Genomic DNA, 25,642 nt, shown 5'->3' on the forward strand with positions numbered 1-25,642 from the left:
TCCTCGTCAATTCGAAGCCAAGCGGATCAGAAGGTGGTCGGCGCCGTTTTCGACGACCGCTCCTTGCGGAATGAAGATGGTGGTGTCGGGTTCCTCGAGAATGCACGGACCGTGGAAAGGTTCGGTCAGCGTGGTGGCGTTGCGGTGCACGTCGACGGTGATCCGCTCGCCGGTCGTGGGGTCGACGATCTCGCGGGAATGCAGGCTGTGCACGCCATCGTTCTTGCTCGCCTGTGCCTCGAGGATCTCGCTGACGCCGATAGCCCGGACGCGGGCGTTCATCAGGACGATCTCCGCCTCCGTCCACGCGGTACCCAGTCCGAATTCGGCTTCGTAGTCTTCGATGAACCGCTGGCGGAGGACATCCTTGTCGCCTTCGGTGAAGGCCTCGGCGGGCAACTTGGTGGTGACTTCGAAGATCTGTCCGGAGAACTTCATGTCGGCTTCGCGGTACAGTTCGCGGCGGTCCTCGGCGATGCCCTCGGCCTCGAACCAGGCCTGTGCGCGGTCTTCGAGAGCGGCGAATGCGCGTTCGAGTTGGGTGGCCGGCATTGCGAAGTCCCACGGTGTGGTCTGCACGATCGAGTAGACGCTGTCGGCGTGCATGAGACCGTAAGCAGAGAAAACAGCCGCGTTGCGCGGAACGATGACCTCATGGACGCCCGCCTCGGCGGCGATGGCCGCCGCGAACAATCCACAGGCGCCACCGAAGGCCACCATCGAGAACTCTCGGGGATCGTGTCCGCGATTGACGGTGATCTTGCGCAACGCGTTCGCCATCTGGGAGACCGTGAGGCGATAGATGCCGTGGGCGGCTTGATCGGTAGTCAGCTGCAGTGGTGCGCCGACCTCCGCATCGATTGCTGCACTCGATCGAGAGGTGTCGAGTTCGACGGTGCCGCCCAGGTAGTAGTCCGGGTTGAGCAGTCCCATCGTCAGCGTTGCGTCGGTGACGGTGGGCTTGACGCCACCGAGTCCGTAGCACGCAGGGCCGGGGGTCGATCCTGCGCTATGTGGGCCCACCCGCAGCAGCTGCCGCTCATCGACCCAGGCGATGGAGCCACCGCCCGCGCCGATCGATTCGATGTCGACCGCGGTCAGGCTGGTGGGCCATTCGCCGACCTGGGCGCGGGGCGAGACCCGGAACTTGCCGTCGACGATGGCTGCCGCATCCAGGCTGGTGCCGCCCATGTCCGCAGTGAGGATCTTGTCGCGGTCCAGCTGTGAGCCGAGCAACCGCGCCCCGGTGACGCCGCCGACCGGTCCGCTGTTGAACATGGCGATCGGAGCCTTGTTGGTCTCTTCGACCGACAGGAACCCGCCGTGGACCTGCATGATCTGGACCCGGCACTGCAGTCCGCGGGCCTCGAGGTCAGCGGCGAGATGACCGAAGTGGGAGCTGACGATGGGCTTGACCGCGGAATCGAGGGTGGTGGTGATCATGCGCTCGTACTCGCGGTACACCGGTGTCAGGTCACTCGACGTCGAATACGGCAGGTCGGGGTGATGCTTGTCGAGGTAGCTGGCCACCGCTTGCTCGTGAATGGGATTGCGGAAGGACCACAGGAAACACACCGCGATGGCTTCGACGCCGGTGGCCAGCAGTTCGTCGACCGCTGCCGCGATGTCGTCTTCCTTGATCGGTGCGACGACCGTGCCCTGCGAATCGACCCGCTCGGCGATCTCGTAGATGTTCGAACGCGGAAGGATGTCGGCCCTCGCATGCAGTTCGTGGGGGTCACGTTCGCTGCCGCGGGCAGACCGGCTGATCCGGAGCGTGTCGCGGAATCCCGCCGTGGTCAGCAGGCCAACCGGAGCGAATTTGTACTCGTCGACCGCGTTGGTGACGATGGTGTTGCCCAGCGCGAACCGGGTGATCTGCGCGTAGAAGTCCGGTTCGGACAGACCCAGGCGCTCCCGCAGGACGGTGAGTGCGTTCAAGATCCCGGTGGTGACATCTCGGGTCGAGAAGGCCTTGCCGCGTACCGTCCGACCGTCGGCGATGGCGACCGCATCGGTGAACGTTCCACCGACATCGATACCGACATGTATCTGCATTGCTACTCCTCGTGCATTGGCAAAAGAAATGTGGATGAGAAGGGGCCCGGGATGCCCTCACCTCCATAGAAGAGGTCCGGCGACTGTGTGCCGCCCATCACATGACTGTGTGTCACCCATCACACTAGGATCAGGTCGACGGCTAGTCGATGTGGTTTCATCCCACAAACCGGTCCGGCAACTGGGGCAATGACACAGGAGTGGCCTTTTCGCGCTATCCGCTATCTTGCAAGAATTCGTGACCACCTCACGAGATGGACGCAGCACCGGTCCCCGAAGCAAAGCGGGGGAGGCGGCGTATGACGGGCCGAAGCTCGAACAGTTCGAGCACGTTCGGCCATGGGAGAATCGCGTGTGATGGACTCTCGGACGAAACCCGGCGCACTGGGCATCCTGGTCGATGCAGTGGTCGGCAATGTAGCCCTCGATTCGCCCGAGATGGGTGCCGTCTTCGAGCGGCTCCGGATTCACGCGCCGGAACGGGCGGCATTCACCGAGAAGGTGCGCCGCCACCAAGGTGAGCTCACCCGCCTACAGCGGCGAGAACGCGAACTGGGAGTGCTGTTCTCGAGCGCCCGTGAGCTCGCCGAACTCCGGGACATCGATGCCCTCCTCGGACGGTTGGTGAGCCGCGCCCACGAGATGATGGGCACCGACGTCACGTACCTGTCGGAGTTCGATCCGGCGACTCGGGAGTTGAACGTCCGCAAGACCGTCGGGTCGGTGACTGCGCAGTTCCAGCACCTGCGTGTGCCGCCTGGAATGGGATTGGCAAGCCAGATCGCGAACTCCCGCTCACCGCAATGGGTTCGCACCTACCAGGACTGGGCCGAGGGGGAGCACGAAACGCGCATCGACGACGCGGTGGCAGGCGAGGGGATCGTGTCCATCCTCGGGGTTCCCATGTTGACCGAAGGTCACGTCTTGGGAGTGCTGTTCGCCGCTACTCGCACCGAACACATCTTCACACCGGAGGAGATCGCCGTGCTGTCCGCGCTCGCCGATCACGCGTCGGTGGTGCTGCAGACTGCCAGCACCCTCGAACGGGTCCGACAGTCCGAGGATGAGGCTCGCGCCGCACTGGACCGGCTGACCGAGTACCTGCGAGTGCGGGACCGGTCCACCGTCGTGCACCAGGAACTGATCGAGGCGCTCCTGGTCGGGGGCGGGTTCGATCAGGTGGCCGGCACCCTTTCCACCGCACTCGGGCGCACGGTCACGATCGTCGACCGAGATCTTCGCCCGGTCTCTGCCCCGCAGTCCACTTCCGCCACCACCCCTCTGGTCCTGCCGTCGAAAGTGCTCCAAGCCGTTACCACCAGCCGCACCACCGGTCATTGTGTGCGCGTCGACGACCCGGAGACGCCGGTCGTAGCCGCCATCACCGCGGGCGAACTCTACTTCGGCGCGGTACTGATCAGCGACGGAGAAGCCGAGCTCGGACCGGTCGACGAGCGCACCATCGAACGCGCCGCGCAGGTGGGCGCACTGCTGGTGCTGCAGCAGAACGCGGTGGCCGACGCAGACCTGCGGGCCCGCGTCGAGTTGGTCGCGGACCTGCTCGACCCGGCACCGGAGCGGCGCCGCGATCTCGAGCGGCGAGCGCGCGCCCAGAACATCGCCCTCGCCGCGCTGGACACCGTCGTTCTCCTCTCCGTCCCCGCAGATGACCGCGCCACGACTGCCCGCGCAGCCACGGGCTTCGTCGGGCAACACGGCCTGGTCGGGGAACACGCCGGCATGGTCGTGGCCGTTCTCACCGCCACCGCCCCGTCCGACCTCGTCACGGACTTGCGTGACTACCTGCGGGAAACGCTGCACGGCCCGGTCCTGGCGATCACGACACCCACGGCGGAGTCGCCGGACGTGCTCCCCGCCCGATTCGAGTCCGGGCTCCGTACCGCTCGCCTGCTGGCTGCGCTCGGTACCACCGACGCCGCGGTCAGCACCGACGCGTATCTGCCGTACGCGCTGCTGTTCGACACCGATGCGCGGACCCTGAATGCGTTCATCGACGAGGCCATCGGTGCGGTGCGCGCCTACGACACCCGCAAAAGCGCTGATCTGCTCGAGACCCTGCGGGCATTCGTACGCAACGAGGCCAGCCCGACCAAAACAGCGCGGGCACTGAATTACCACACCAACACGATTCTGCAGCGTCTTGATCGACTGAAAACGCTCCTCGGCGACGATTGGCGCAGCGACGAGCACCTGTTCCGCATCTCGGCAGCGGTCCGACTGGACGAACTTCGAACACAGTGATGATCGCCCAATAGTTCGCAAGATCTATGTGGTTGTAGTACATACCCGGGTGGCGGCAACCGTCCTAACGTGTGAACCGAAGCACATGACAGGGTTGTCGTCGGGACGCACCACACGTCCGGCCGCCCGTGAGTACGTGGAGGAACCCAGTGCCTGTCAACAGCCGCATCCCCGGTCTGAAGGATTCCAGCGCGCAGCAGCGCCGCAAGGTGGTCGCCGAGCGGACCGGCCTGTCCGACCTGGACGTCGCAGTGTTCGATCCCGAACAGGGACTCGGCGTCGCCCAGGCCGATCACATGATCGAGAACGTCGTCGGGGTCATGGCGATCCCGGTGGGTGTCGCCACCAACTTCACGGTCAACGGGCGTGACTACCTCGTGCCGATGGCCACCGAGGAGCCGTCCGTGGTGGCCGCGGCCAGCAACGCCGCCCGGATGGCGCGGGTGCACGGCGGCTTCCACACCTCGAGCACCGATCCGGTGATGCAGGCCCAGATCCAGATCCTCGACTGCCCCGACCCCGAGGCCGCCCGGCTGCGGGTGCTCGGGGCCCGCACGGAGATCCTTGAACTGGCCAACGCGCAGGACCCGATGCTGGTGCGGTTCGGCGGCGGCGCCCGCGACCTCACCGTCCGACTCGTCCCGACGCGGACCGGCGTGCACGTCGTCGCGCACGTCCACGTTGACGTGCGAGATGCCATGGGCGCCAACGCCGTCAACACCATGGCCGAGGCCATCGCACCGCGGCTCGCCGAGATCTCCGGCGGCCGAACCCTGCTGCGGATCCTGACCAACAAGGCCGACCTGCGCATTACCCGGGCCCGGGCCGTGTTCGACAAGGAGCTGCTCGGCGGCGACGAGGTGGTCGACAACATCGTGCACGCCTCCGCGCTCGCCGAATCCGACCCCTACCGCGCCGCGACCCACAACAAGGGCATCATGAACGGCATCACCGCCGCGGTGCTCGCCACCGGCAACGACACCCGCGCCGTCGAGGCCGGCTGCCACTCACATGCGATCGCCGCCGACGGCCGGTACACCGCGCTCTCGCACTTCGAGAAGACCACGGACGGTCACCTCGCCGGCACCCTCGAGGTGCCGATGGCCGTGGGGCTCGTCGGTGGCGCCACCAAGGTCCACCCCGTCGCGCAGGCGGCGGTGAAGATGCTCGGCGTCTCCACCGCCTCGGAGCTGGCGGACGTGATCGTCGCGGTGGGACTCGCGCAGAACCTGGGCGCCTGCCGCGCCCTGGCCGCCGAGGGCATCCAGCGCGGCCACATGAGCCTGCATGCCCGCACCATCGCCGCCTCGGCCGGCGCCACCGGCGACGAACTCGACGTCGTGGTCAAGCGGCTCATCGACGACCAGCGCATCCGGGTCGAACACGCGGAGAAGGTTCTCGCCGACCTTCGTTCCGGACACTGACATGACCACCCCTCTCGAACCGGTGTGGCGTCCGGCGCCCCGCGAGTTCGCCGACCCGTCGCTGCCGTCTGCGGTTCGCGTGTACGAGGTCGGACCGCGCGACGGGCTCCAGGCCGAGTCGGCCCTCGTGCCCACCGCGGTCAAGGCGGAGTTCTGCCGCCGGCTCGTCGCCGCCGGGGTCCGATCACTCGAGGTGACGAGTTTCGTTTCCCCGAAATGGATTCCGCAACTCGCCGACGCCGACGCGCTGATGGCCGAACTCGACCTCCCCGACACCGTCCGCCAGGTCGTGCTGGCCCCAAACGAGCGGGGGCTGGAGCGGGCGCTCACCGCCGGCGCCCGGGAGATCGCCGTCTTCGTCAGCGCCACCGAGACGTTCGCCCGGAAGAACCTGAACACCACCGTCGCCGAGGCGCTCGACAACGCCCGGCCGGTCATCGACGGTGCGTCCGCCGACGGAATCGGCACCCGTGGCTACATCTCGATGTGCTTCGGTGATCCGTGGGAGGGGCGGGTCGATCCCCGCCGTGTCGCCGACATCGCCGCGCAACTGACGGGCATGGGATGCTCGTCGATCTCGCTCGGCGACACCATCGGCGTCGCCACCCCCGGCCACGTCCGCGCAGTGCTCGACGCCGTGCAGGCCGCGGGCGTTCCGATCGGCTCCATCGCGGGACACTTCCACGACACCTACGGCCAGGCGCTGTCCAACGTGCACGCCGCACTGCTCGCGGGCGTCACCGAATTCGACACCGCGGCAGGGGGACTCGGCAGATGCCCCTACGCGAAGGGCGCCACCGGGAATCTCGCCACCGAGGACCTGGTGTGGATGCTGCACGGCCTCGGCATCCACACGGGCATCGATCTCGACGCACTGACCGACACCTCCCGCTGGATGGCCGGGCACATCGGTCATCCCAGCCCGTCGCGGGTGGCGACGGCCCTGACCGCCGCCCGCGCCTAGTAGTACTTTGTTAGCTCGGCGTGTCGGCTCGAGTTTTCGTGGCTTTCTCGAGAGCATGCGGGCATGGATACAGCCGCTCTCGACCGTGTCGGGGAACAGTTGGATACGTTTGTCGGTGAGGTGTTCTCGTCGCTGGCGCGTAAGGATCAGCGCGAGAAGGCGGGGCTGTATGCCCGGGGGTTGATGCTCGACGGGCGGCGGAAGTCGATGCAGCCGATGGCGCAGCGGTTGCGGGTCGATCATCAACAGTTGCAGCAGTTCGTGACCACTTCGCCGTGGGATGTCACACCTGTGCGGAAAACACTGTCGCGCAGGGCGTGTGGTCTGATCGACCCGGATGCGTGGGTCATCGACGACACCGGGTTCATCAAGGACGGACCCGCCTCGCCGGGCGTGGCCCGGCAGTACTCGGGCACTCTCGGTAAGGTTGGCAACTGTCAGATCGCGGTCAGCGTGCACGCCGCCTCCGATGCCGCGTCCGCCCCGCTGGACTGGCGGCTGTTTCTGCCCGAGAGCTGGGACGATCAATCGACCACCGACCCCGACGCCGTCGCGGCGATCACCGCCCGCCGGCGACGGTCGGCGATCCCCGACACCGAGCACCACCGTCCCAAATGGGCGATGGCGATCGAGATGATCGACGAGCTGATCGAGTGGGGCCGGATCCCGCCGGTCGTGGTCGCGGACGCCGGATACGGCGACACCACCGCCTTCCGGCTCGCGCTGACCGAGCGGGGCATCGACTACGTCGTCGCCGTCAAGGGCGCGACCAGTGCCCATCCCGGCGACGCGGTCCCGGAGACCGCGGCCTACAGCGGCCGCGGGCGCCCGCCGACGCCCCGCTACGGCCCGCACACGACCTGCAAGGAGCTGGTCGTCGCTGCCGGACGCAAGTCCCTGCGCACCGTGACCTGGCGCAAGGGAAGCAAGACCGACCCCACCAACCCGACCGCGTCGATGCGCTCGCGGTTCGCCGTGTTGCGGGTCCGTCCGGCGAACCGGGACATCCCCCGCGCCGAGGACGGCGCCCTGCCCGCGGTGTGGTTGCTCGCCGAGTGGCCGACCGGAGCGGATGAGCCCACCGACTACTGGCTCTCCACCCTCCCCGAGGACACCCCGCTGCCCGAGCTGGTACGGCTGGCGAAGATCCGCTGGCGCGTCGAGCACGACTATCGGGAGCTGAAAACCGGTCTCGGACTGGATCATTTCGAGGGCCGTTCCTGGCTGGGCTGGCACCACCACGCCACCCTGGTCACCGCCGCCCACCTGTTCCTCACCACCCTCCGGCTCACCGACCCAAAAGCAGCCGGGCAGGACTGACGCTTTACGCCGTTCTCCGCGAACTCCAACGCGCACTTGCCCGTTGGATTGGTACCTGCCCACTGTGCCACCACACCTTCCCTACCTAACAAAGTCCTACTAGGAGCCGCGGAAGATCTCAGCCAGTCGGTAGGGAGTCCGACGGTATTCCTGCCCGGGCTACTCGCGTACCAGGACGAGTGTGAACGTAAGACTCGGCGGGAGCTGAGTGAGCAGGCGTGGTCTGCTCGGGGGCAAACCGACTTGGGAACCAGCGGGTTTCGCCACGCTCGAGCGCGTCCTGACGACGACCTGATATTGACCGTGAGCGTCCGTGCAGGACTGGCGGAGTGTCGAGCCTGGTCACGTGGTGGCCGCCCGTAGTCCGCCAATGGTCGCCGTCAGCAGCGTTCGGCAGGGCTGCGGCTACGCCTGCCCGAAGCCGATGGATTGAGGAACCCTGCCCCAAGCGTTGGTTTCATGAGCCACCACAGGGGATCCGCTACCGGTGTCGAACGACAACGTGAGATTCGGATCGGAGGGTCCGTGGATGGGTAGGGTATGTCGGTGATCGTCGCCGTCGAGGGGCCCAGTGCCGCCGGTAAGACCACGTGGTGCCGGGCCACTGGTGAGCAGTTCGTCGCCGAATGCAGCCCGACGGGGCAGGAACCGGACGGATCCGATCCGGCAGGGCAGGCGACCTATTGGGCGCACGTTAACGCGCAGCGGTGGTCGCGGCGCTGGTCTTGGAAGCTGCCACTGGTGTTGCTGTGTGCGATAGTGATCCGCTGAAGCTGCATTACAGCTGGTGCCTGGCCGCGGTGGGCGTGGCACCGATCACGCGATTCGAGCACGAACTCACGGCAGTCCGGCGGATGTTCACTCAGCGTCGTCTCGGATTCGCGGATGTGGTGCTGTTGTCGATTCCCGATCCACAGCAGCTGCTGCGGCAACGCATAGGGGACCCCTCTCGGCGGCGCCGTCATTTCGACGTGCATGCCTGCCTCGCGGCACCGCTGGCCGAATGGTATGCAGCGCTGGATCGACTCGACCCGGGCCGCGTCATCGATGGGTTCCCTGTCGCGCTCGACAGTGCCAGGCTGCCTCCGTCGCGCTCGGACCGCCACGACAGGGACCTGCTGGACAGCGTGATCGACGAACTGTCCGCATTGTGACGCACTCGCACAGCCTTGGGCACGAACCTGCCCGGTACTGCAGGCGCGAACCGCATGCACGACGATGGGCACGGTCCTGACCGAACTGTCCTCGGCGCGTGCGCGGCACAACGCGCTGCGGGCCGGTCGGTGTACGGAGTCCATTCCCGTGGGGCTCGAGCGTGTCTGCCAGTGTGGACGCGATGATGGATGACGAGCGGCCGCAAAGCAGGTATCGGGAGGCCTGTCCGGCCCGTCATTGCCAGTCCGCGCTGCCGCCAAGCGAGTAGCCTGACACTGCACCAGGGTCGGGATCCAACACGAGAGGCTGACGCCGTGTGTCGTGCAGCGATTCGTCGTTCGTTTGTAGCCTGGGCCGCGGCATCGGTGGCGGTCCTCGTGATCCCGCTCTGCTCGTCCGCCACCGTGACGGCGGATACGCCGCCGGTCCCGGCGGCGACGACCACGGCGTTCCAGGTTCCGGTGCGGTTCGTCGCGGGATGTCTGTTGCTGACCGTGTTGGCCTGTGACTACCCGCCGCCGCTGTCGAGCGTGACGCCGTCGGCAACGACGGGTGCGTCCGGCGTGGTGACCTTTGCGGCGGAGCGTTCAGCGACGAACTCGGCCTACTGTGTCGCCGTGTCGGTGAACTGGCGGAACCTGACCACCGGCGTCGCCGGGACCACCACGCTCCGGCTCGTCGAGCGCGACCTCAGTGGGTCCACCGCACCGGAGGATCGGTGCCGATACGCCCCCGCGACGGTCGTCACCGGCAGCGGCACGATCGCCGCGGTCGCCGACGTCGGCGCACACCCCCCCGGGTCGACGGGTACCAGATGCTGGTCCACCCGGGGTTCGGCACTTTCCCGGTCCCGTAGAGCATGTGTGCCAAATAAACCGGGCTCAATGACCGGGCTCGAGTGCGGGATCGTGTGAGAGTGTCGTGCGCAGTAGAGAATATCCAAAGACCTGTGGACCGTGATCGAGCCTGTCTTACTGCCCGGTGGGACGTGGGGGACGGCGGTGGAACGATCGTCGGGTTGACCGGGGGAGGGATCGACTGGCGATACCGGGTCACCGTGGCGCGATGTCGCGGAAGAATATGGGAGCGTCACCGCCGTTGGTTGGACGAGGGAACCGACGTTGGATGTTCGCCGCGGTGCTCGCGGCAGCCCCGAACGCGACGCACGGCTGCTCTTGATCGACTCGAGGATCGTCCGCGTCCACCAGCACTTGCCGGCACACTGGCTAGTGGCGAGGTGAGATCGGCCCGCGAGCATGGTGAGGCCGCAATGCGCGAATCGGTCAAGGTCACAGTGCGCTTCGGGGTCGAGCGCAACGGTCCGGGACCGACCTCGGAGGACGGGCATGCACAGCCTTCCCCATACTTATCTTCTACTGTCGATCGTGGGGATTGTTACCTGGGTTCATGAGCGGGAGGGGAAGTCGGTTGGGTTACTTCGGGGGCCGTGTCGTCGCGGTGACGGGTGCCGGCGCCGGGATCGGTCGTGAGCTTGCCGTGCAGCTCGCGAGGGCGGGAGCGCGGTTGGCTCTCTCGGATCTGGACGGATCGGCGGTGAAGGAAACGGTGGATCTGTGTGGTGCGGTTTCGGGTTCAGTTTTCGCCGCCGCGGTGGATGTGTCGGACAGGAACGCGGTGTTGGGGCACGCTGCGGAGGTCGGGGACAGGTTCGGCGGGGTCGATGCGGTGTGTTGCGCCCCGACTTCAGTGGAGACTGAAATCGTTGGTTTCGAGCATAACGAGCTGCTCGTGTGATCGTTCGAACTCGGCGGGTGGGACCATGCCAACCTCACCGTGAAGCCGGCGATGGTTGTACCAGTCGATGTACTCGGCGACCGCGATCTCGAGATCGTCGATGCCACGCCACGGTCCCATGTTCCGCACCAGTTCGGCCTTGAACAGTGAGTTCAGCGCCTCGGCCATCGCGTTGTCATACGAGTCGCCTTTCGATCCGACCGACGCCACCGATCCTGCGGCGGCCAAGCGCTCGCTGTAGCGGACGGCCAGGTATTGCACGCCGCGGTCTTCAATGATGAACCAGCGCCGAAAGATCCTGGTCATCACGGGTACGGGACCAGATCCCCATCTCCAACGCATCCAACGCCAGATCGGTGCGCAGGGAGATCGACAATTGCCAGCCGACGACCCTCCGGGAGAACACATCGAGCACGAACGCCGCATAGACGAACACGGAGAAGGTTCGGCAGTACGTAATGTCGGCGACCCACAACCTGTTCGGTCGATCGGCGCGGAAGCGACGGCCCACCAGGTCGCCGGGATGGTGCTGCGGCGGTGCCGGCCGGGTGGTGCGAGGCCCCGATCGACGGGAGATCCCGCGCAGACCGGCGGCGCGCATCAACCGTTCGACGGTGCACCGAGCGACCGGCACGCCCTCCCGCTGCAAGGTCGCGTGCACCTTCCGGGCGCCGTAGACCCCGTAGTTGTCGCGATGAGTGCGCACGATCCGTTCGGTTAGCTCGACGTCGCGGACCGTCCGGCGCGATGGCGGCCGCTTCTTCGCCGCGTAGTACCCCGAGACCGAGCATCCGATGCCCGCCCGACGGAGGACCTCGATGATCGGCTCAATTCCATACTCGGTCTTATGAGTGTCGATGTAGTCCACGATCATCGGTGTGGACGGTCGATCTCGGCCGCGAAGAAGGCCGACGCGCTCTTCAAAATCGCGTTCGCCCTGCGGAGCTCGCGGTTCTCCCGTTCGAGTTCGGTGATCCGTGCGGCCTCATCGGTGCGCACCCCGGGCCGATGTCCGCCGTCGATCTCGGCTTGGCGCACCCAGGTCCGCAGCGCTTCAGGATGCACACCCAACTGGTCGGCGATCCGCTTGATCGCGCCATGACTGGCGGCCGGGTCCTGCCGCGCCTCGATCGCCATCCTCGTCGCCCGTTCTCGGAACTCGTCCGGGTACTTCTTCGGAGCAACCATGACTTTCATCCTTCCGTGTGATGAAAGCCTCCACCAGAGTCGGGGCGCAACAGTGTTCAACAACGCCGGGATCCTGTTCGCGGGTGATGTCGTGGATTCGGAGTTCACGGATTTCGAGCGGGTGATGGCGGTCGATTTCTGGGGAGTGGTGTATGGGACGAAGGCATTTTTGCCGTATGTGATGCGGTCCGATCGTGGGCATGTGGTGAACACGTCGTCGGCGTTCGGTCTCATGGCGGCGCCGGGATACTCGGCGTACAACGCTGCGAATTTCGCGGTGCGGGGGTTCACGGAGTCGCTGCGCCAGGAGATGCAGGTCGGTGGGCACCCGGTGAAGGTGACGTGTGTCGTTCCCGGCGGTGTCCGCACCTCGATCGCTCGCAGGGCTGGTCATGCGGTGGGCGTCGATGGTGATGAGGTTGCGCGGTCGTTCGAGGAACGTATCGCCAGAACGGATCCCGGCGAGGCTGCACGGGTGATTCTGCGGGGCGTGGAACGGGGCAAGGCGCGGGTGTTGGTGGGCCCGGATGCTCGGGTGGTTGATGTGGTGACCAGGGTGCTCGGGCCGGCGTATCAGCGGGTGTTGCCGGCGGCGATGCGTCTCCAGAGATGAGGTGTCACACACAGCCTCGGAGACTGTTTGCCTGTGGGGCTGTTCGCGCCGGGGACGCCGACATGCAGCCTCGTTGCGGGCTCCACCGGCCGGGGAGCGGATGCCGCGCGATGCTGTCCACGGCCACGAGCCGCCAGCTGCTCCTGGCGGCTACCTGTGACTCTCTCTGGTCATCGCTTTTCGATCTCGTTGGAGCGGCGATCGGGTGGCCCACAGGGCTTCTCGTAGCCCACTGAGGGTGACGGTTCGCACGCACCCGGGAAGGCCCGGTGTCAGCGAGGGAAGAGGTGTTCGGTCAGTTGTCCCAGGGCGCCCTCATCCAAGCGGGGGAGGATGTCCATCCACACGCGCAGGGGTGGCCGCCCGATCACGGGTACGTCGACGAAGACGAGGGAGCGCTGCGGCGAGGACCAGTCGCGCATGTCGAGTGTCGAGCACCCAGGGACCGGTTCGAAGCCGCTGGTGCACACCACGCTCACCCCGGGCTCGACGGGAGTCAGAACGCGGGTTCCCGGGACGTCGGGGTTCCAGAAGTCGGGGTCCTGCGGACCGAGCACGTCGTGGACGAACACGAGGGAGCCGCGAGGAATCGGCGGGGTGGCGGGGTCGGCGTCGGCGGGGGCAGAGCCGATCAGCACCGTTGCAGCGGCCAGAGCGAGAATGCTGCCGGTACGCCGTCCGGAGGGAATCGGCAGGGCCATGTCGGGCTCCTTGGTCAGGGAACGTGCGAAAGGGTGTCCTCACGTTATCGGTTGTCCCACATCGAGCTGCCGATTCGTCTGGCTGACCGGTCGAGAGGGTTCCTGCGTCGGAGGGGCCCAGGCCATGCACTCTCCGATCTGGACGAGTCGATGAGGCGCTGCGCGGGCCGGTATCGGGTTCACGTCACAGCTATGGGGGCTGTGTAGTTGCCGACAGCTCCTGTCATGGTCAGGGCGGTGGTGCATTCGACGCCGGCCCTCGGAGACGAGTTCAGGCGCCGCGGCTGAGGGTCGCGCGAAGGAGTGGGTATGGGTACCGCAGAGGGGGCCGGCGTTGATTCGTGGCCGATGGCCGCGGGGTGTACGCCTACACACAGAATCGCTTGTACAAACTTAAGTACTCGGTGGTATTTTAGTTTGTATTCGCAGTTCGTCGGCGTCTGGTTGGGCGGGGAGGAGGTGGTGGGTGTGGATCGGGCGGATCGGTTGTTGTCGGGTGCGTTGCTGTTGTTGCGTCGCGCCGAGGTTCGGGTCGTCTCGGGTGGGCCCGCTGATCTGGAGCTGGTTGTGCCTGGTGGGGGCACGGTGGCGGTGAGGGTCAAGGTGTTTGGGAGGCCGCCGACCCCAAGCATTGTCGAGGGCCTGCGCCGGGGTTGTCGCGGGGACCGGTTCCTGCTTGTCACGCCCCGTGCGACGTCGTATTTGCGGGGGCTCGCGGGGGAGGGGGTGGTGGATCTGATCGCGGTCGAGGAGGGCCGTGTGATCATCGGGGGTGTCGACCACACCGCGGCGGCGTCGACCGAGGCCAGGTCGGGGGACCGGGGTTTGCGGCGTGGTCGGCGGCCGTGGACGCGGTGGGCGGTCGAACGGTTGCTGTTGTTGGCCGAGCAGCCGTTGACGCAGGTCGAGCTGGCTGCGGTGTTGGAGGTTACGCAGCAGTCGGTCTCGCATGTGTTGCGGGGTCATCGGTTCGCGTCGCGCACCGACCGTGGGTGGGTGATCGGGCAGCGCGCCGAGGCCCTCGATGGGTTGCTTGGGGAGTATCCGGGTCCGGGGGGTGTGTCGACGTACTGGTACGGACTCGATCCTGCGGTGCGGCAGGCGGAGGCGGCAGCAACATGGTGCGCTGAGAAGGGTGTGGGGTGTGTGCTGACCGGTGATGTGGCCGCGGATGTGTACGCGCCATGGCGGTTACCGGCGATGGCCGGGCTGTACAGCAGCGAGTTGTTGGACTTCACGGCGGCCGGTTTCACCCCGGCCACCGATGCGGAGTACACACTGGTGGTGACGGTGCCGGCGGACCCGACTGTGTGGCGGACCGCGGCCGCGGCGGCACAACCGACGGCGCGGGTCGATCCGACCGCGATCGACGCGGTGCCCCCGGCACGGGTCGATCCGATCATCGCGTTGCACGATGTGCTCGCCAGCCCGGGCCCGGATGCGGCGGAGGCCGGCGAGCACCTGCGTCGGGCGATCCTGGACGGAACCTGGCGTGGCTGACATTGTGCGGATCGATGCCGCCTCCAACGCGGCGGACCTGGGTTTGCGTGCGCTGGCGGATCTCGCTGCCGCCGCCTGCGGGCAGGACTACCGCATCATCGGCGGTCACATGGTGCACATTCTCAGCCACGTGTATCCCACCGCGGCGGCGGTGGCGCGGGTGACGGCGGACGCGGATGCGGGCATGGACGCCGTCGTCGCTGGTGGCGCGGATGTGCATGCGAACCTTCTCGCGCGCGGCTATCGGCGGGTGAAGGGCAATCACTATCAGGCCCCGTCCGGCGACGACACACCCCTGGCCGTAGATCTCCTGGTGCCGCTGACAACCGGCCGGCGCATGGACACCGTGTACGTGGGGGAGCACGGTTTCGATGCCATTCCGGGGCTGAGTCTGGCGTTGGCTGCCCCGCCGGTCGAGGTGTCGGTCCACGCGCGCCTGCACCGGGGAGACACTCTGGTCTTCGATGTGCTGGTTCCGGATGTCGAGGCAGCGGTGGTTCTGAAGGTGCTTGCGTGGCACAGTCGTTCGGCGGCAAAGGATGTCACCGATCTTTGCTCGCTGATGGCGATCGTGCACGAGCACAAGGCGCGACTGACGGGATGGAAGCTCGGTACCGCGCAGAGCGGAACACGCGGGGATGCTGCGCGGGCGTTGTATGTCTTGGTGGCGATGATCGATCGGCAGCAGCGGATCGATGGACTGACGATGCCGGCCGCGCGATTGGGAGCGCTGATTCGAGCCCACATACGCGAGCCCGTGCCCGGTCGGTAACGCAATGTATTTGTATGGGTGTTCGGCGCGAAGCGCTGCTGTCAGTGCAATATGCCGTCAGTCGGGTGCTGGGTACCGAGCGGGCACGTCTGAATCCGGTCCGGGAGGCGCTCCGCGCCGACGACGGCGCGTTGCACCGCCGGTTGCTGCCGATCCGGGAGGAGGCCGGCCTGCCGGAGGAGATCTCGGCGCTGCGGCTGTTCGATGTGATCGCGTGGATGGACGGCAAGTACCGCGGCCTCGGAGAGCGCTCGGACCGACCCGGGGAAGATGCCACGTCCCGGGGTGACCGGCGGTCGGCTTCCTGGCAATTCACCATGGGGAGGATGGGGATTCGGGCAGCTGCCGCATTTCAAGGACATGGAGGCCCAGCGACTGGAAGCGGTTAAGAGCGTGTCTCATGTGGATGAAGTGATGTGTGGGACATAATGTGACGCGTGGTAGATGAGTTGTCACTGAGGTTGGTGCCGGATGCGTTGTGGGAGATAGTCGAACCGTTGATTCCGCCTTTTGTCGCCCGGCCGCAGGGAGGTGGCAGTGCCCCCGCCGATGACCGAGCGGTGTTCACCGCGATCGTGTATGTGCTCACCAGCGGATGTGCGTGGCGGCACCTGCCACCGTCCTTCGGGGTGACCGTGCCGACCGCGCATCGACGGTTCAGTGCCTGGGTGCGGGATGGGGTGTTCGAAAAACTCCATCGCGAGGTGCTCGACCAACTCGGTAGTGCGGGCGAACTCGACTGGACGGCAGCAATCCTGGACGCGGCGAGCGTCCGGGCAAAAAGAAGGGTTCGCTGACCGGCCCCAGTCCCGTCGACCGCGGCAAGAAGGGATCGAAGATCCACGTCCTATCCGAAACAAATGGAATCCCACTGGTCGTGGGTGTGACCGGGGCGAACACCCACGACAGCACGATGCTGCAACCGATGGTGGCCGCGCTTCCGGCGACGAAGTCCAGGCGCGGACCACGCCGACGCAAGCCGGGAAAGCTTCGCGCCGACAAGGGCTACGACTACGACATTCACCGACGGTGGCTGCGCGAACGAGGCATCGTCCCGCGGATCGCCCGCCGTGGCATCGAGCGAAACGATCGCCTCGGCCGGTACCGGTGGAAGATCGAACGCACCATTGCCTGGCTCACCGGCTACCGGCGTATGACCATCCGCTACGAACGCTACGGCGAACACTTCGCTGGCTTCCTTCACCTCGCCGCCGCACTCACCTGCTTCAAAAAAACTTCCCACATGAGACACGCTCTAAGCAGCCCGTAGAGATGGGCGTCGATCACGGTGCCGTAGAACAGGGTCTGGTCGGACAGGGCGGCGCGGCGGGGACTATCAGAACTTCGGTGGAAGTAGCTCTGGCATATGAATTTAGTTTCCAGTTGCGGTGATTCGGCCTTCGAATGTGATAGCAAACGCATTGAGGGCTGGTTTCCACCTCGTCACCCATCGTGCTCTTCCCTTGCCGGTTGGGTCCAGCGCACGGGTGGCGAGGTAGAGACATTTGAGCGCGGCCTGGTCGCTGGGGAAGTGCCCACGCGCCCGTACTGCCCGCCGGTAGCGAGCATTGAGGGACTCGATCGCATTCGTCGAACAGATGACCCGTCGGATCTCGGCGTCGTAATCAAGGAACGGCACGAACTCGCTCCAGGCGTTCTCCCACAGCCGGACGATCGCCGGATACTTCGGACCCCACTTGTCGGCGAACTCGGTGAAACACTCCCGGGCCGCGGACTCGTTGACGGCGGTGTAGATCGGACGCAAGTCCCGCGACATCTCGTCCCAGTACTGCCGCGAGGCATAACGGAACGTGTTGCGCAACAGGTGAATCAGACACGTCTGTACCACCGCGAGAGGCCACACGGTAGTGATCGCCTCCGGCAGCCCCTTGAGTCCGTCACAGACGATCATGCAGACATCTGCAACGCCGCGGTTGCGGATCTCGGTCAGCACGGCGAGCCAAAATTTGGCCCCCTCACCACCGTCGCCGGCCCACAAACCGAGGATCTCGCGTTCCCCGGCGGTGGTAACGCCGATGGCGACGTAGACGGGCCGGTTGGCGACCTGACCGTCGCGGATCTTGACGTGAATGGCATCGATGAACACCACCGGATACACCGGGTCGAGAGGACGGACGGACCAGTCGGTCATCTCCGCGATCACCTTGTCGGTGATCTTGCTGATCGTCTCTCTCGAGACCGATGCTCCGTAGACGTCGTCGAAGTGCGCCGCGATTTCCCCGGTGGTCAGGCCCTTCGCCGAGAGTGACAGAACGATCTCGTCGACACCGGTCAACCGGCGCTGGCGTTTCTTGACGATCTGCGGATCGAACGAAGCGTCGGTGTCGCGGGGGACCTGGATCTCGACCGGTCCGATTTCCGTGAGCACCGTCTTGCTGCGGCGTCCGTTCCGGGAATTACCTCCGTTTCGGCCTGTGAACTGGTGCTTCTCGTAGCCGAGGTGCTCGTCCATCTCGGCTTCGAGTGCGATCTCGAGGACGTTCGCGGTGAGCTGGTTGAGTAACCCGTTCGGGCCGACCAACTCGACACCTTCGGCCCTGGCTTGAGCCAACAGTTGCTGGGCCAACTTCTGGTGGTCAATCTTCGACTGATCCATGGGATCAAGTGTTTCGGTCATCGTCTTGCCTTCTCGCCAAGGAACTCGGCGTGTCGGCCAGATCCAGTTCAACCGTTATCCCGACAGTCCCGCGCGGCGCAGTTCGGGGAAAGCTTCGGCGAGTGTGTCCGACACGAGGTCGGCGACGCGGAATTCGTAGCGCATGTGCACTCATTTCTCGACGGCGGTGAGGTGGGTCGACCATGTTGATCTTCTGCCTGAACGTGCTATTCGGGTTGTTCGAGGGCGTCGGTGATGCGGTCGTGGATCCAGGTTTCGAGGTTCTGGCCGGCGGTGTGGGCGGCGGCGTGGGCGCGGGTGTATTCGTCGTTGCTGAGCCGGATGGGGATGCGGTGGGCGGGGCCTGGGGTGGGCCTGTGGGCGAGTTCGTGTCTGAGGTGCTGGCGCATTTCGCTGATGGGTAGGGATGCGAGGGCGGTGAGGATTTGAGCGCCGGTGGAGGTGGGGTCGTCGAGCAGGGCTAGGAGGAGGTGGTCGGTGCCGATCTCCTCGTGCCCGAGCAGGGCCGTCTGGCGCAGACTGCCCTCGGGGACCTTCTTCGTCTTCGCCGGTGATCGGGATGTGCCCCGCGGCCGGGGCGGAGCCCGCCGGTGCGCTGACATCCTCGAGCTTGCTCTCGAGGGCCGGCGGTGACACCCCATAAGGTCAGTGCTGCCGTTCCGGGGCCGCCGGCGTCGAAGATCTGGGGCGGGCAGGTGTTCGGTGCCGACGGAGTTCTGGTGGTGGCGCGGGCGGCTCCGGCGGCGAGGACGACCACCTGACGGGTTTGATCGGAGAATCTCTCGAACACCATGACGCGCCCCTCCCCATGCGTCGCCGCGAGCGACGCGATCCGCTGCTGAATCTCTGCTGCCCATTCTGGGTGGTGTGTAGGTGGTTATGGGTGGGATCGACCTCGGCAGCCTTGGGCGTAATGGTGCTGTGACCTGCTGTGATGATGTGTCTCCGGTTTGTGGTGTGGGGGCGCCGGCGACTTGTAGGGGAGTGTCGGCGCCGGGGTTGTCGGCGGGCGCGCGGGTGTCTGTTCCGTCCGATTTTGAGCCGGTTTTGAAAGGTGTTGATAGACAACGTATTTGGGTGTCTCAAGATTTTCGAATGTTTTGGGTTGTGTGGGACGTTCATCGCGAGATACGCCCAGATGACGACGCCACCGCGAGTCGTCCCCGGTCTCGCCGAGGGGCTGAGCACGCACGACGGCAAGCTGCTGTCGACGGAGGTCGCTGACGCGCACGGGTATGCCGCCGCCCTGTAATTTTGGATTCGTTGGTCGCATCGACTATTCACCGAGATCAGTGAGCTGCCTGATTTGGCCGTCCGGCGGCTTACCGTCCGGTCGGCACGATCCCTATCCCGGCAAGCCCTCTGCCGCGTCAGCCCGTGGAGCTTCCGCGCGGATGTCTTTGAGGGCATTCGCATGGCGTGGGTGGTCGGCAGGACTGTGTCCCCGATGAACGGCGGACTGGACGATGAGATCTGAGCGGTGGCGTGGTGTGCGACGGTCTGGTTCTGTGGTTCCTTTCGGGCTTGCGGCTGCGTTGGATTAAGTCAGGTACGGAGTGTTGTGACGTGCTCATATGTGTGTAGGTGGGAGGTGGGGGCGGCGTTGCCCGAACTCGGTTGCGGTTTCGATGGCGTGGGCGAGTTGGAGCAGGCGGGCTTCGTTGCGGTGGGGCCCGATGATTTGGAGGCCGACGGGTAGTCCGGTGGGGGTGAAGCCGCCGGGTACCGACATTGCTGGGCATCCGGTGGCGGAGATCAGGTAGGCGGATTTCATCCAGTCGAGGTAGGTGTTCATTGCCTCGCCGTCGATGGTAGTGGGGTAGTTCCATTCGATGGGGAATGGTGCGACTTGGCTGACGGGGGCGAGAAGTAGGTCGTAGTCGTCGAAGAAGGCCCGCATGCGGTGGAAAAGTTCGGTGCGCAGGATTTCAGCGCGTCCGATGTCGTGGCCGGTGAGGGTGCGACCTTGTTGGATGTTCCAGATGGCATTGGGTCCGAGTGCGGATCGCTGGGTGTCGAGGAGTGGTCCATAGCTGAGTTCGAGTTGCCACGCTCGCAGGGTGAGGAATACCTCGTCGGCGCCGCTGAGGTCCGGGCATGCTTGTTCGAGATGGCATCCCATCGAGGGCAGGGCGCCGACGGTCGCAGCCAGCGTTGCGGTGACGTCAGGGTCGACCGGGAGGCCGCCGAGGTCCGGTGCCCAGGCGATCTTGAGTCCGCGCGCGGACCGCTCGTACTCGAACAGAGGGTTGTCGTCTTCGAAGCTGATGGGACTTCGGGGGTCCGGCCCGGACATCACGGACAGCAGCAGTTGCAGGTCGCCGACGTTCCGGGCGAGCGGGCCTTTGACGGACAGGTACCCCCATGCGGCTTTGTTCGGCCAGGTCGGTACACGGCTGGCGCTGGACCGGATCCCGAGGATGTTGTTGAACGACGCGGGGTTGCGGAGCGAGCCACCGGTGTCGCTGCCGTCGGCGATGGGAATGAGGCCGGCGGCGAGGGCAGCGGCGGCGCCGCCACTGCTGCCACCGGCGCTGCGGGTGCGGTCGTAGGGGTTGCGGGTCGCTCCGAAGAGGGGGTTGACGGTGTGTGATCCCAGGCCGAGTTCGGGGACGTTGGTTTTGCCGATCGGGATTGCGCCGGCGGCGTGGGTTCGTTCGACCACGAGTTGGCTGCGGGTCGGGATGTTGTCGGAGAAGATCGGGGACCCATGGGTGGTGCGCAGCCCGGCGGTCTCGAGGGTGTCCTTGTGGGCGATCGGCAGCCCGTGAAGAGGCCCGAGAGATTCACCGGACATAGTGCGGGCGTCGGCTTTTCGTGCGAGTTCGAGGGCGTGCTCGGGTTGGACGGTGACCATGGCGTTGATCATGGGATCGATCTGCTCGATCCGGGACAGGTGCGCGTGTACGAGTTCTTCCGAGGAGATCTCGCGGTTTCGGATCGCGGCGGCTTGCTCGCGGGCGGTCCAGTAGTGAATGTCGGCCATCAGAAGCTCTCCATGATCTGCACGGCGGCAAGGACAACGAACATCGCCAGTGCGGCTATGAGGATGGCGTTGGAGGCCAGACCGTTGCGGAGCGAGACCGTGACGTTCTTCCGGTTGAGCAGGACCAGCAAGGTGGCGGACAGGATCGGCAGCACGAGGGAGCCAACGGCCGCATAGACCAGCACCAGCGCGACGGGACGTCCGGTGAAGACGAGAACTATGGAGGAGGTCAGACACAGCAGCACGAAGCCGCGGAACACCCAGCTTTTCTCGGAGACGTAGGAGCCGGCGGCGTCTTCGGGGACCTGGCGGATGGTGCGCAGCGAGTCCGACAGCAGGTACGCCAGCGCGTTGAATCCACCGACGAGGGCGGCGGTGACCACCATGAAGAAGGTAACCAGGAACAGCACCCGGGTGGCGGATCCGAGGTCGGCGCCGAGGGGTTCGGAGAGGGCGGCGAGGCCGTCGGCTCCCTTGATGGATCGACCTGTCCCGTAGACGAAACCGGTCCCGACGATGGTCGTGGCGATCACGAACACGAACACGATGGCGTAGCTCGTTGCCGCGTCGATTCGCATGATCGGAACCCAGTCGCGGGTGTTCCATTTCTTCTCGCGGACCCAGTAGCTGTACGCGGCGATCCCGGCGGTGCCGCCGACTCCGCCGATCAGCGCGACGACGTCGATGAGCGATCCACTCGGGAAAGTGGGGCGTAATGACTGAACGAACCCACCCCAGTCGTCGAGGTGCGCCAGTGTGATTCCGGCGAGGGTGACCATCAACCCGAATTTGAGGAGGATGAACCACTTCATCGTCTGCTCGAATGCGGTGTAGCGGCCGTACAGGACGATGGCGGCGGCCAGGATCGCGATCACGATGGATGCCGGTACCACCGGAATCGCGGGGAATAGTGTGGAAACTGCCAGCGCAGCAACCGAAGACAGTCCGGCACCGTAGACCAGCGCCACCACCAGGAAAAACACGAACAGCAGGTGTGGCAACCACGCCGCAACGGTGCGGACGCCGGCGACGATGGTGGTGCCCGACGCGATGTAGTGCCGCCCGACCGCTTCGGTGACCACGAACTTGATGGACAGGCCGAGGGCTGCGACCCACAGCAACCCCATCCCGTACAGTGACGCACCCGAGATCGAGGTGATCATGTCGCCAGCGCCGACGCTCGTCGCGGCGAGGACGAGTCCGGGTCCGAGATAGGACAGTCTCCCGCGCCAGCCCGGTGCGGGGCGCGCCGTCGGCGGCGAGTAGTCGGCCTTCGCTTGCACTTCAGTCATCGTGTGTTCCTCGATTCGAGAACCCGGCCCGTCGAGCGCGGGCGGCAAGTATGTGTGTTGACTCACAATCATGCGCAAACAGTCATGGTCACGCAATATCTGGTCGAATATCGGCCCTATTCGCCGTATGATTGGCGAATGTCCGAAATTTTCGGCGCACGTCGCCGACGCCCGCTAGATCGGTTGGACCAACGGATCGCGTGCGCGCTGCAGGTCGACGGCCGGGCGTCGTGGCGATTCATTGCGGAGGTGCTCGGGGAGTCCGAGCGCACGGTAACGCGGCGCGGGACCAAGCTGGTCGCTGATCGCGCGGTCGCGATTGCTGCGCGTCCGCGGGCGCGGAGTAACACGATCGTGGGGGCGCATTGCGAACTGGGGCAGTCCAGGATCGTAGCCCGGGCCTTCGCTCAGCGCGGCGACAGTTTCCTCGTCCATATTCTCACCGGTACACCCGAATGCGTGGTGCTGCTGGACTGTCCTCGGGAGCGGCTCGGGGAGTTGGTGTTCGAGGAACTTCCGGGGGTGCGCGGGCTGATCAACACGTTCACCCAACCGGTGCTGCGACAGACACACACGATCTCGCGGTGGCGTCCGGACGTGCTGAACGACGACGAGGTTCGGGCCCTGGTGGGCGATCGGCGCGACGAATCCGACGGTGACGGACCGGCCGCGACTACTCGGGACAAGGCGGATGATCTGTTGCTGCAGGCCCTCGGCGCCGACGGTCGGCGGTCGGTCGACGAGTTGTCGAGGCTGACCGGTCTGTCCGATACCACCGTGCGTCGGCGAGTGGAGAGGATGAGGCGGGATGGTGATTTGGTGATTCGGGCGATCGTCGAGCCCGCACTGCTGGGTTTGCCGGTCGAAGCGGTGGTGTGGGTGACCGCCAAACCCACCGAGGTCGAATCGGTGGCTCGAGAGCTGGGGCGGTCACCCTTCGCCCGCTATGTCAGCGTGGTCGTGGGAGACCGACAGATCATCGCCATTGTGGCCATGCCCAGCGAGGCGGTCTTGTATGAATTCGTGACACGCAGTTCGTGGCTGGGCAATGTGCATTCGGTCGATACGGCCATCATTCTCGAGACCTACAAGCGCGGCGGAGCGCTCACGGTCACGGGAAACTGACGCAAAGACCTGGGAATCGTTCTGGATGAATCGGCGGCACGCACGCTCGGCCGGTGTGGTGTGGTGTGGTGGCGGTGGTGAGGGGTGCTCTCGCCACCGCCACCCGGAAGCGATTGTTAGCTCATGGTTTTCAAGATCTGCCGTTACTCGTCGATCACGCGCGCGATCGCTTCGATCTCGAACCTGAAGTTACGCGCGAGCCCGGATTGCACCGTGCTCCGGCTCGGCATCGGCGCGGCGAAACGCTCCCGGTAGAGGGAGTCGAACTCGGGGTACAGGTCCATGCTGGTGAGGTAGCAGGTGGTTTTGACCACCACCGACAGATCGGAACCGCCGGCGTGCAGGACAGCTTCGAGGTTGTCGATCGCTCGGTGGACCTCGTCCCGGAACGTCTCCTCCCGTTCGGAGGTGTTGGCGTTCATGCCCACCTGTCCTGAGGTGAAGATCAGGTCTGCAACCTTGGTGGCCTGGGAGAACGACGCCATCTGAGGAGCGGTCGGCGTCGAGACAGTTGTGAAGTGAGTTGCCGTCATTGTCGGTTTCAATTCCTAACGAAGGGGGCTCAGTGCCGCGAGCTCGGCGGGTGGACGGCCCGAGATGATTTGTTGGGTCAGTAGCTTGCCGGTGAGGGGGCCGTGCGCGATGCCCCACATCCCGTGTCCTCCGCAGATGAATACACGCTGGGATTCGGTGCGGCCGACCAGCGGCAACCCGTCCACAGTGCACGGACGGGAACCGACCCACTCATCCCTTCGGCGCGACCAGTCGACGTCACCGAGGATCGGGGTCGCGGCGGCAATGATCGTCTCGATGCTCTTGCGGTCAAGCGGCCGTTCCGGGTCGGCGAACTCCATGATCCCGGAGACACGCACGCGGCCGTCGAGTGGCGTGAACACCACCTTCTGGGACGGCAGATAGGTCGGTGTTGTGGGCAGCCCCTCGGCGGGCATGCTGAAGCTGTATCCGCGTCCTGCCTGCACCGGCGTGCGGACACCGAACTTCCGGGCAAGTGGGGAAATCCATCCCCCGGCGGCGAGGACCACGGTGTCGGTGCGCAGGGTGGTGCCGTCGGCGAGGTCAACTCGGACATCGCCGCCGGTGTCGCTGATTCCGGTGACGGCGTCGCCTTCGAGCACCCTTCCGCCGGCTTCGACGACAGCCTTGTACAGAGACGCCAGGAACCGTGGAGGATCGATCGAGCGTTGGCCTCGGAGCAAGATCCCCGCCCGGATTCGGTCGCTCAGGGTCAGCTCCCGATCTCGTGTGGCATCCCCATCGAGCACGTCGAGGTCGACGGGCATCCCCGAGCTGCCGAGGTGGCCGATCTCGGTGAGCATCTGCTCTCGCTGGTCTTCATCGGCGAAAGCGATGAGAACGGGGTCCTGCCGCCACATCGTATCGGCGACCCCTCCCTGGGCAAGGTCGTCGTAGGCGTCGAGAGCCTGCCGATTGAGGACCGACAATGCTTGCAGGGCTACCTGCCATCGGCGGTGAGTGCAGTTCCTGGCGAATCGGGCGAGAAACCGTGCGAGAGTCGGATCGACTGGGAGGGGCACTCTGACGGGCGAGGTCGAGGAGAAGGCCTTCAGGCCCACCCGCAGCGCAGAGGGCTCGGGCAGTGGCACCGCGAGAGCAGGTGAGAGCCACCCCGCGTTTCCCCATGAAGCGCCGGCGCCGACATGACCACGGTCGACGACCGTGACCTCCACACCCTCCTGCAGCAGAAACCACGCGGTCGACAGGCCGGCAACACCGGCTCCGACCACGACCGCGGTACGCGGCGAGACAGCACTGGACATGTGAAGGTTCTCCTCATCTGAGTTCTAGCACCAGGCCGACTTTTCGGCGCCGGATGGATGGATCTAACGCACCGAGCATCGTCCTAAACC

Annotated in this window: 22 protein-coding genes and 1 pseudogene; 14 read left to right on the plus strand and 9 right to left on the minus strand. The window is 65.8% G+C overall.

The annotated features are described in order from the left end of the window. Positions 1-6: 6 nt before the first annotated feature. Positions 7-2,058 (minus strand): hydantoinase/oxoprolinase family protein, encoded by a 2,052-nt coding sequence (locus tag JWS13_RS01205; protein WP_206004001.1) that lies wholly within the window; start codon positions 2,056-2,058, stop codon positions 7-9. 357 nt (positions 2,059-2,415) lie between these two features. Between JWS13_RS01205 and JWS13_RS01210 the strand changes: the two genes are divergently transcribed. The 7 genes from JWS13_RS01210 (at position 2,416) to JWS13_RS45230 (ending at position 10,938) form a co-directional block, all read left to right on the plus strand. After that, positions 2,416-4,320, plus strand: a complete 1,905-nt coding sequence (locus JWS13_RS01210) for a helix-turn-helix domain-containing protein (RefSeq protein ID WP_241031988.1) — start codon at positions 2,416-2,418, stop codon at positions 4,318-4,320. 149 nt (positions 4,321-4,469) lie between these two features. Beyond that, positions 4,470-5,744, plus strand: coding sequence for a hydroxymethylglutaryl-CoA reductase, degradative (locus JWS13_RS01215; RefSeq protein WP_206004003.1), 1,275 nt, complete (start codon positions 4,470-4,472; stop codon positions 5,742-5,744). A 1-nt stretch (position 5,745) separates the two neighbouring features. Further along, positions 5,746-6,708: a hydroxymethylglutaryl-CoA lyase gene (locus tag JWS13_RS01220; RefSeq protein ID WP_206004004.1), complete on the plus strand. Its 963-nt coding sequence runs from the start codon at positions 5,746-5,748 to the stop codon at positions 6,706-6,708. A gap of 63 nt (positions 6,709-6,771) precedes the next feature. Then, positions 6,772-8,028, plus strand: coding sequence for an IS701 family transposase (locus tag JWS13_RS01225; RefSeq protein WP_206004005.1), 1,257 nt, complete (start codon positions 6,772-6,774; stop codon positions 8,026-8,028). Between the two features lie 707 nt (positions 8,029-8,735). Further along, a complete protein-coding gene (locus JWS13_RS01230; RefSeq protein ID WP_241031989.1) occupies positions 8,736-9,182 on the plus strand; it encodes a hypothetical protein in 447 nt (148 codons plus the stop codon). Positions 9,183-9,548: 366 nt separating this feature from the next. Next, the gene (locus tag JWS13_RS01235; RefSeq protein ID WP_241031990.1) at positions 9,549-10,097 is read left to right on the plus strand and encodes a hypothetical protein; all 549 of its coding nucleotides are present in this window, start codon (positions 9,549-9,551) and stop codon (positions 10,095-10,097) included. Between the two features lie 493 nt (positions 10,098-10,590). Continuing rightward, on the plus strand, positions 10,591-10,938 hold the full coding sequence (locus JWS13_RS45230) for an SDR family NAD(P)-dependent oxidoreductase (protein WP_420854978.1): 348 nt from the start codon (positions 10,591-10,593) through the stop codon (positions 10,936-10,938). Here the strand turns inward: JWS13_RS45230 and JWS13_RS01245 are convergent. Beyond that, positions 10,888-12,126, minus strand: a pseudogene (locus JWS13_RS01245) (IS3 family transposase). The gene JWS13_RS45230 and the pseudogene JWS13_RS01245 sit on opposite strands and share 51 nt — an antisense overlap. Here JWS13_RS01245 and JWS13_RS01250 point away from each other — a divergent pair. Beyond that, positions 12,125-12,739 carry an SDR family NAD(P)-dependent oxidoreductase gene (locus tag JWS13_RS01250; protein WP_206004006.1) on the plus strand — a complete coding sequence of 205 codons (615 nt, stop codon included), beginning with the start codon at positions 12,125-12,127 and terminating at the stop codon, positions 12,737-12,739. The pseudogene JWS13_RS01245 and the gene JWS13_RS01250 sit on opposite strands and share 2 nt — an antisense overlap. 272 nt (positions 12,740-13,011) lie before the next feature. Here the strand turns inward: JWS13_RS01250 and JWS13_RS01255 are convergent, their stop codons facing one another. Then, positions 13,012-13,440 carry a hypothetical protein gene (locus JWS13_RS01255; protein ID WP_206004007.1) on the minus strand — a complete coding sequence of 143 codons (429 nt, stop codon included), beginning with the start codon at positions 13,438-13,440 and terminating at the stop codon, positions 13,012-13,014. A 729-nt stretch (positions 13,441-14,169) separates the two neighbouring features. Here JWS13_RS01255 and JWS13_RS45235 point away from each other — a divergent pair. The 4 genes from JWS13_RS45235 (at position 14,170) to JWS13_RS01275 (ending at position 16,982) form a co-directional block, all read left to right on the plus strand. Continuing rightward, positions 14,170-14,940, plus strand: coding sequence for a hypothetical protein (locus tag JWS13_RS45235; RefSeq protein ID WP_241031991.1), 771 nt, complete (start codon positions 14,170-14,172; stop codon positions 14,938-14,940). 4 nt (positions 14,941-14,944) lie between these two features. Next, complete coding sequence (locus JWS13_RS01265; protein WP_206004008.1) at positions 14,945-15,712, plus strand: nucleotidyl transferase AbiEii/AbiGii toxin family protein; 768 nt, start codon at positions 14,945-14,947, stop codon at positions 15,710-15,712. Between the two features lie 14 nt (positions 15,713-15,726). After that, on the plus strand, positions 15,727-16,101 hold the full coding sequence (locus JWS13_RS46320; protein ID WP_206004276.1) for a DUF6308 family protein: 375 nt from the start codon (positions 15,727-15,729) through the stop codon (positions 16,099-16,101). A 48-nt stretch (positions 16,102-16,149) separates the two neighbouring features. Then, positions 16,150-16,982, plus strand: a protein-coding gene (locus JWS13_RS01275; protein ID WP_420854979.1) for an IS5 family transposase whose coding sequence is annotated in 2 segments (ribosomal slippage) — positions 16,150-16,491 and positions 16,494-16,982 — 831 coding nt in all. Because the reading frame shifts where the segments join, the coding sequence is not laid out codon by codon here. A gap of 102 nt (positions 16,983-17,084) precedes the next feature. Here the strand turns inward: JWS13_RS01275 and JWS13_RS01280 are convergent. After that, positions 17,085-18,350 (minus strand): IS256 family transposase, encoded by a 1,266-nt coding sequence (locus JWS13_RS01280; protein WP_206004010.1) that lies wholly within the window; start codon positions 18,348-18,350, stop codon positions 17,085-17,087. Positions 18,351-18,556: 206 nt separating this feature from the next. Continuing rightward, positions 18,557-18,952: a Clp protease N-terminal domain-containing protein gene (locus JWS13_RS01285; protein WP_241031992.1), complete on the minus strand. Its 396-nt coding sequence runs from the start codon at positions 18,950-18,952 to the stop codon at positions 18,557-18,559. Positions 18,953-18,979: 27 nt separating this feature from the next. Between JWS13_RS01285 and JWS13_RS45900 the strand changes: the two genes are divergently transcribed. Beyond that, positions 18,980-19,111: a hypothetical protein gene (locus JWS13_RS45900; RefSeq protein WP_259375198.1), complete on the plus strand. Its 132-nt coding sequence runs from the start codon at positions 18,980-18,982 to the stop codon at positions 19,109-19,111. A gap of 809 nt (positions 19,112-19,920) precedes the next feature. Here the strand turns inward: JWS13_RS45900 and JWS13_RS01290 are convergent. Continuing rightward, the gene (locus tag JWS13_RS01290; protein ID WP_206004011.1) at positions 19,921-21,336 is read right to left on the minus strand and encodes an amidase; all 1,416 of its coding nucleotides are present in this window, start codon (positions 21,334-21,336) and stop codon (positions 19,921-19,923) included. Beyond that, positions 21,336-22,628 (minus strand): Nramp family divalent metal transporter, encoded by a 1,293-nt coding sequence (locus JWS13_RS01295; protein ID WP_206004012.1) that lies wholly within the window; start codon positions 22,626-22,628, stop codon positions 21,336-21,338. Before JWS13_RS01295 ends, JWS13_RS01290 begins: the two co-directional genes overlap by 1 nt. A gap of 3 nt (positions 22,629-22,631) precedes the next feature. Between JWS13_RS01295 and JWS13_RS01300 the strand changes: the two genes are divergently transcribed. After that, on the plus strand, positions 22,632-23,753 hold the full coding sequence (locus JWS13_RS01300) for an Lrp/AsnC family transcriptional regulator (RefSeq protein ID WP_241031993.1): 1,122 nt from the start codon (positions 22,632-22,634) through the stop codon (positions 23,751-23,753). Between the two features lie 143 nt (positions 23,754-23,896). Here the strand turns inward: JWS13_RS01300 and JWS13_RS01305 are convergent, their stop codons facing one another. Then, entirely contained in the window at positions 23,897-24,286 is a 390-nt protein-coding gene (locus tag JWS13_RS01305) for a RidA family protein (protein WP_206004013.1), read from the minus strand. Positions 24,287-24,301: 15 nt separating this feature from the next. Continuing rightward, positions 24,302-25,552: an NAD(P)/FAD-dependent oxidoreductase gene (locus JWS13_RS01310; RefSeq protein ID WP_206004014.1), complete on the minus strand. Its 1,251-nt coding sequence runs from the start codon at positions 25,550-25,552 to the stop codon at positions 24,302-24,304. Positions 25,553-25,642: the final 90 nt, after the last annotated feature.

This window comes from Rhodococcus pseudokoreensis (genome assembly GCF_017068395.1).
Lineage (GTDB): Bacteria > Actinomycetota > Actinomycetes > Mycobacteriales > Mycobacteriaceae > Rhodococcus_F > Rhodococcus_F pseudokoreensis.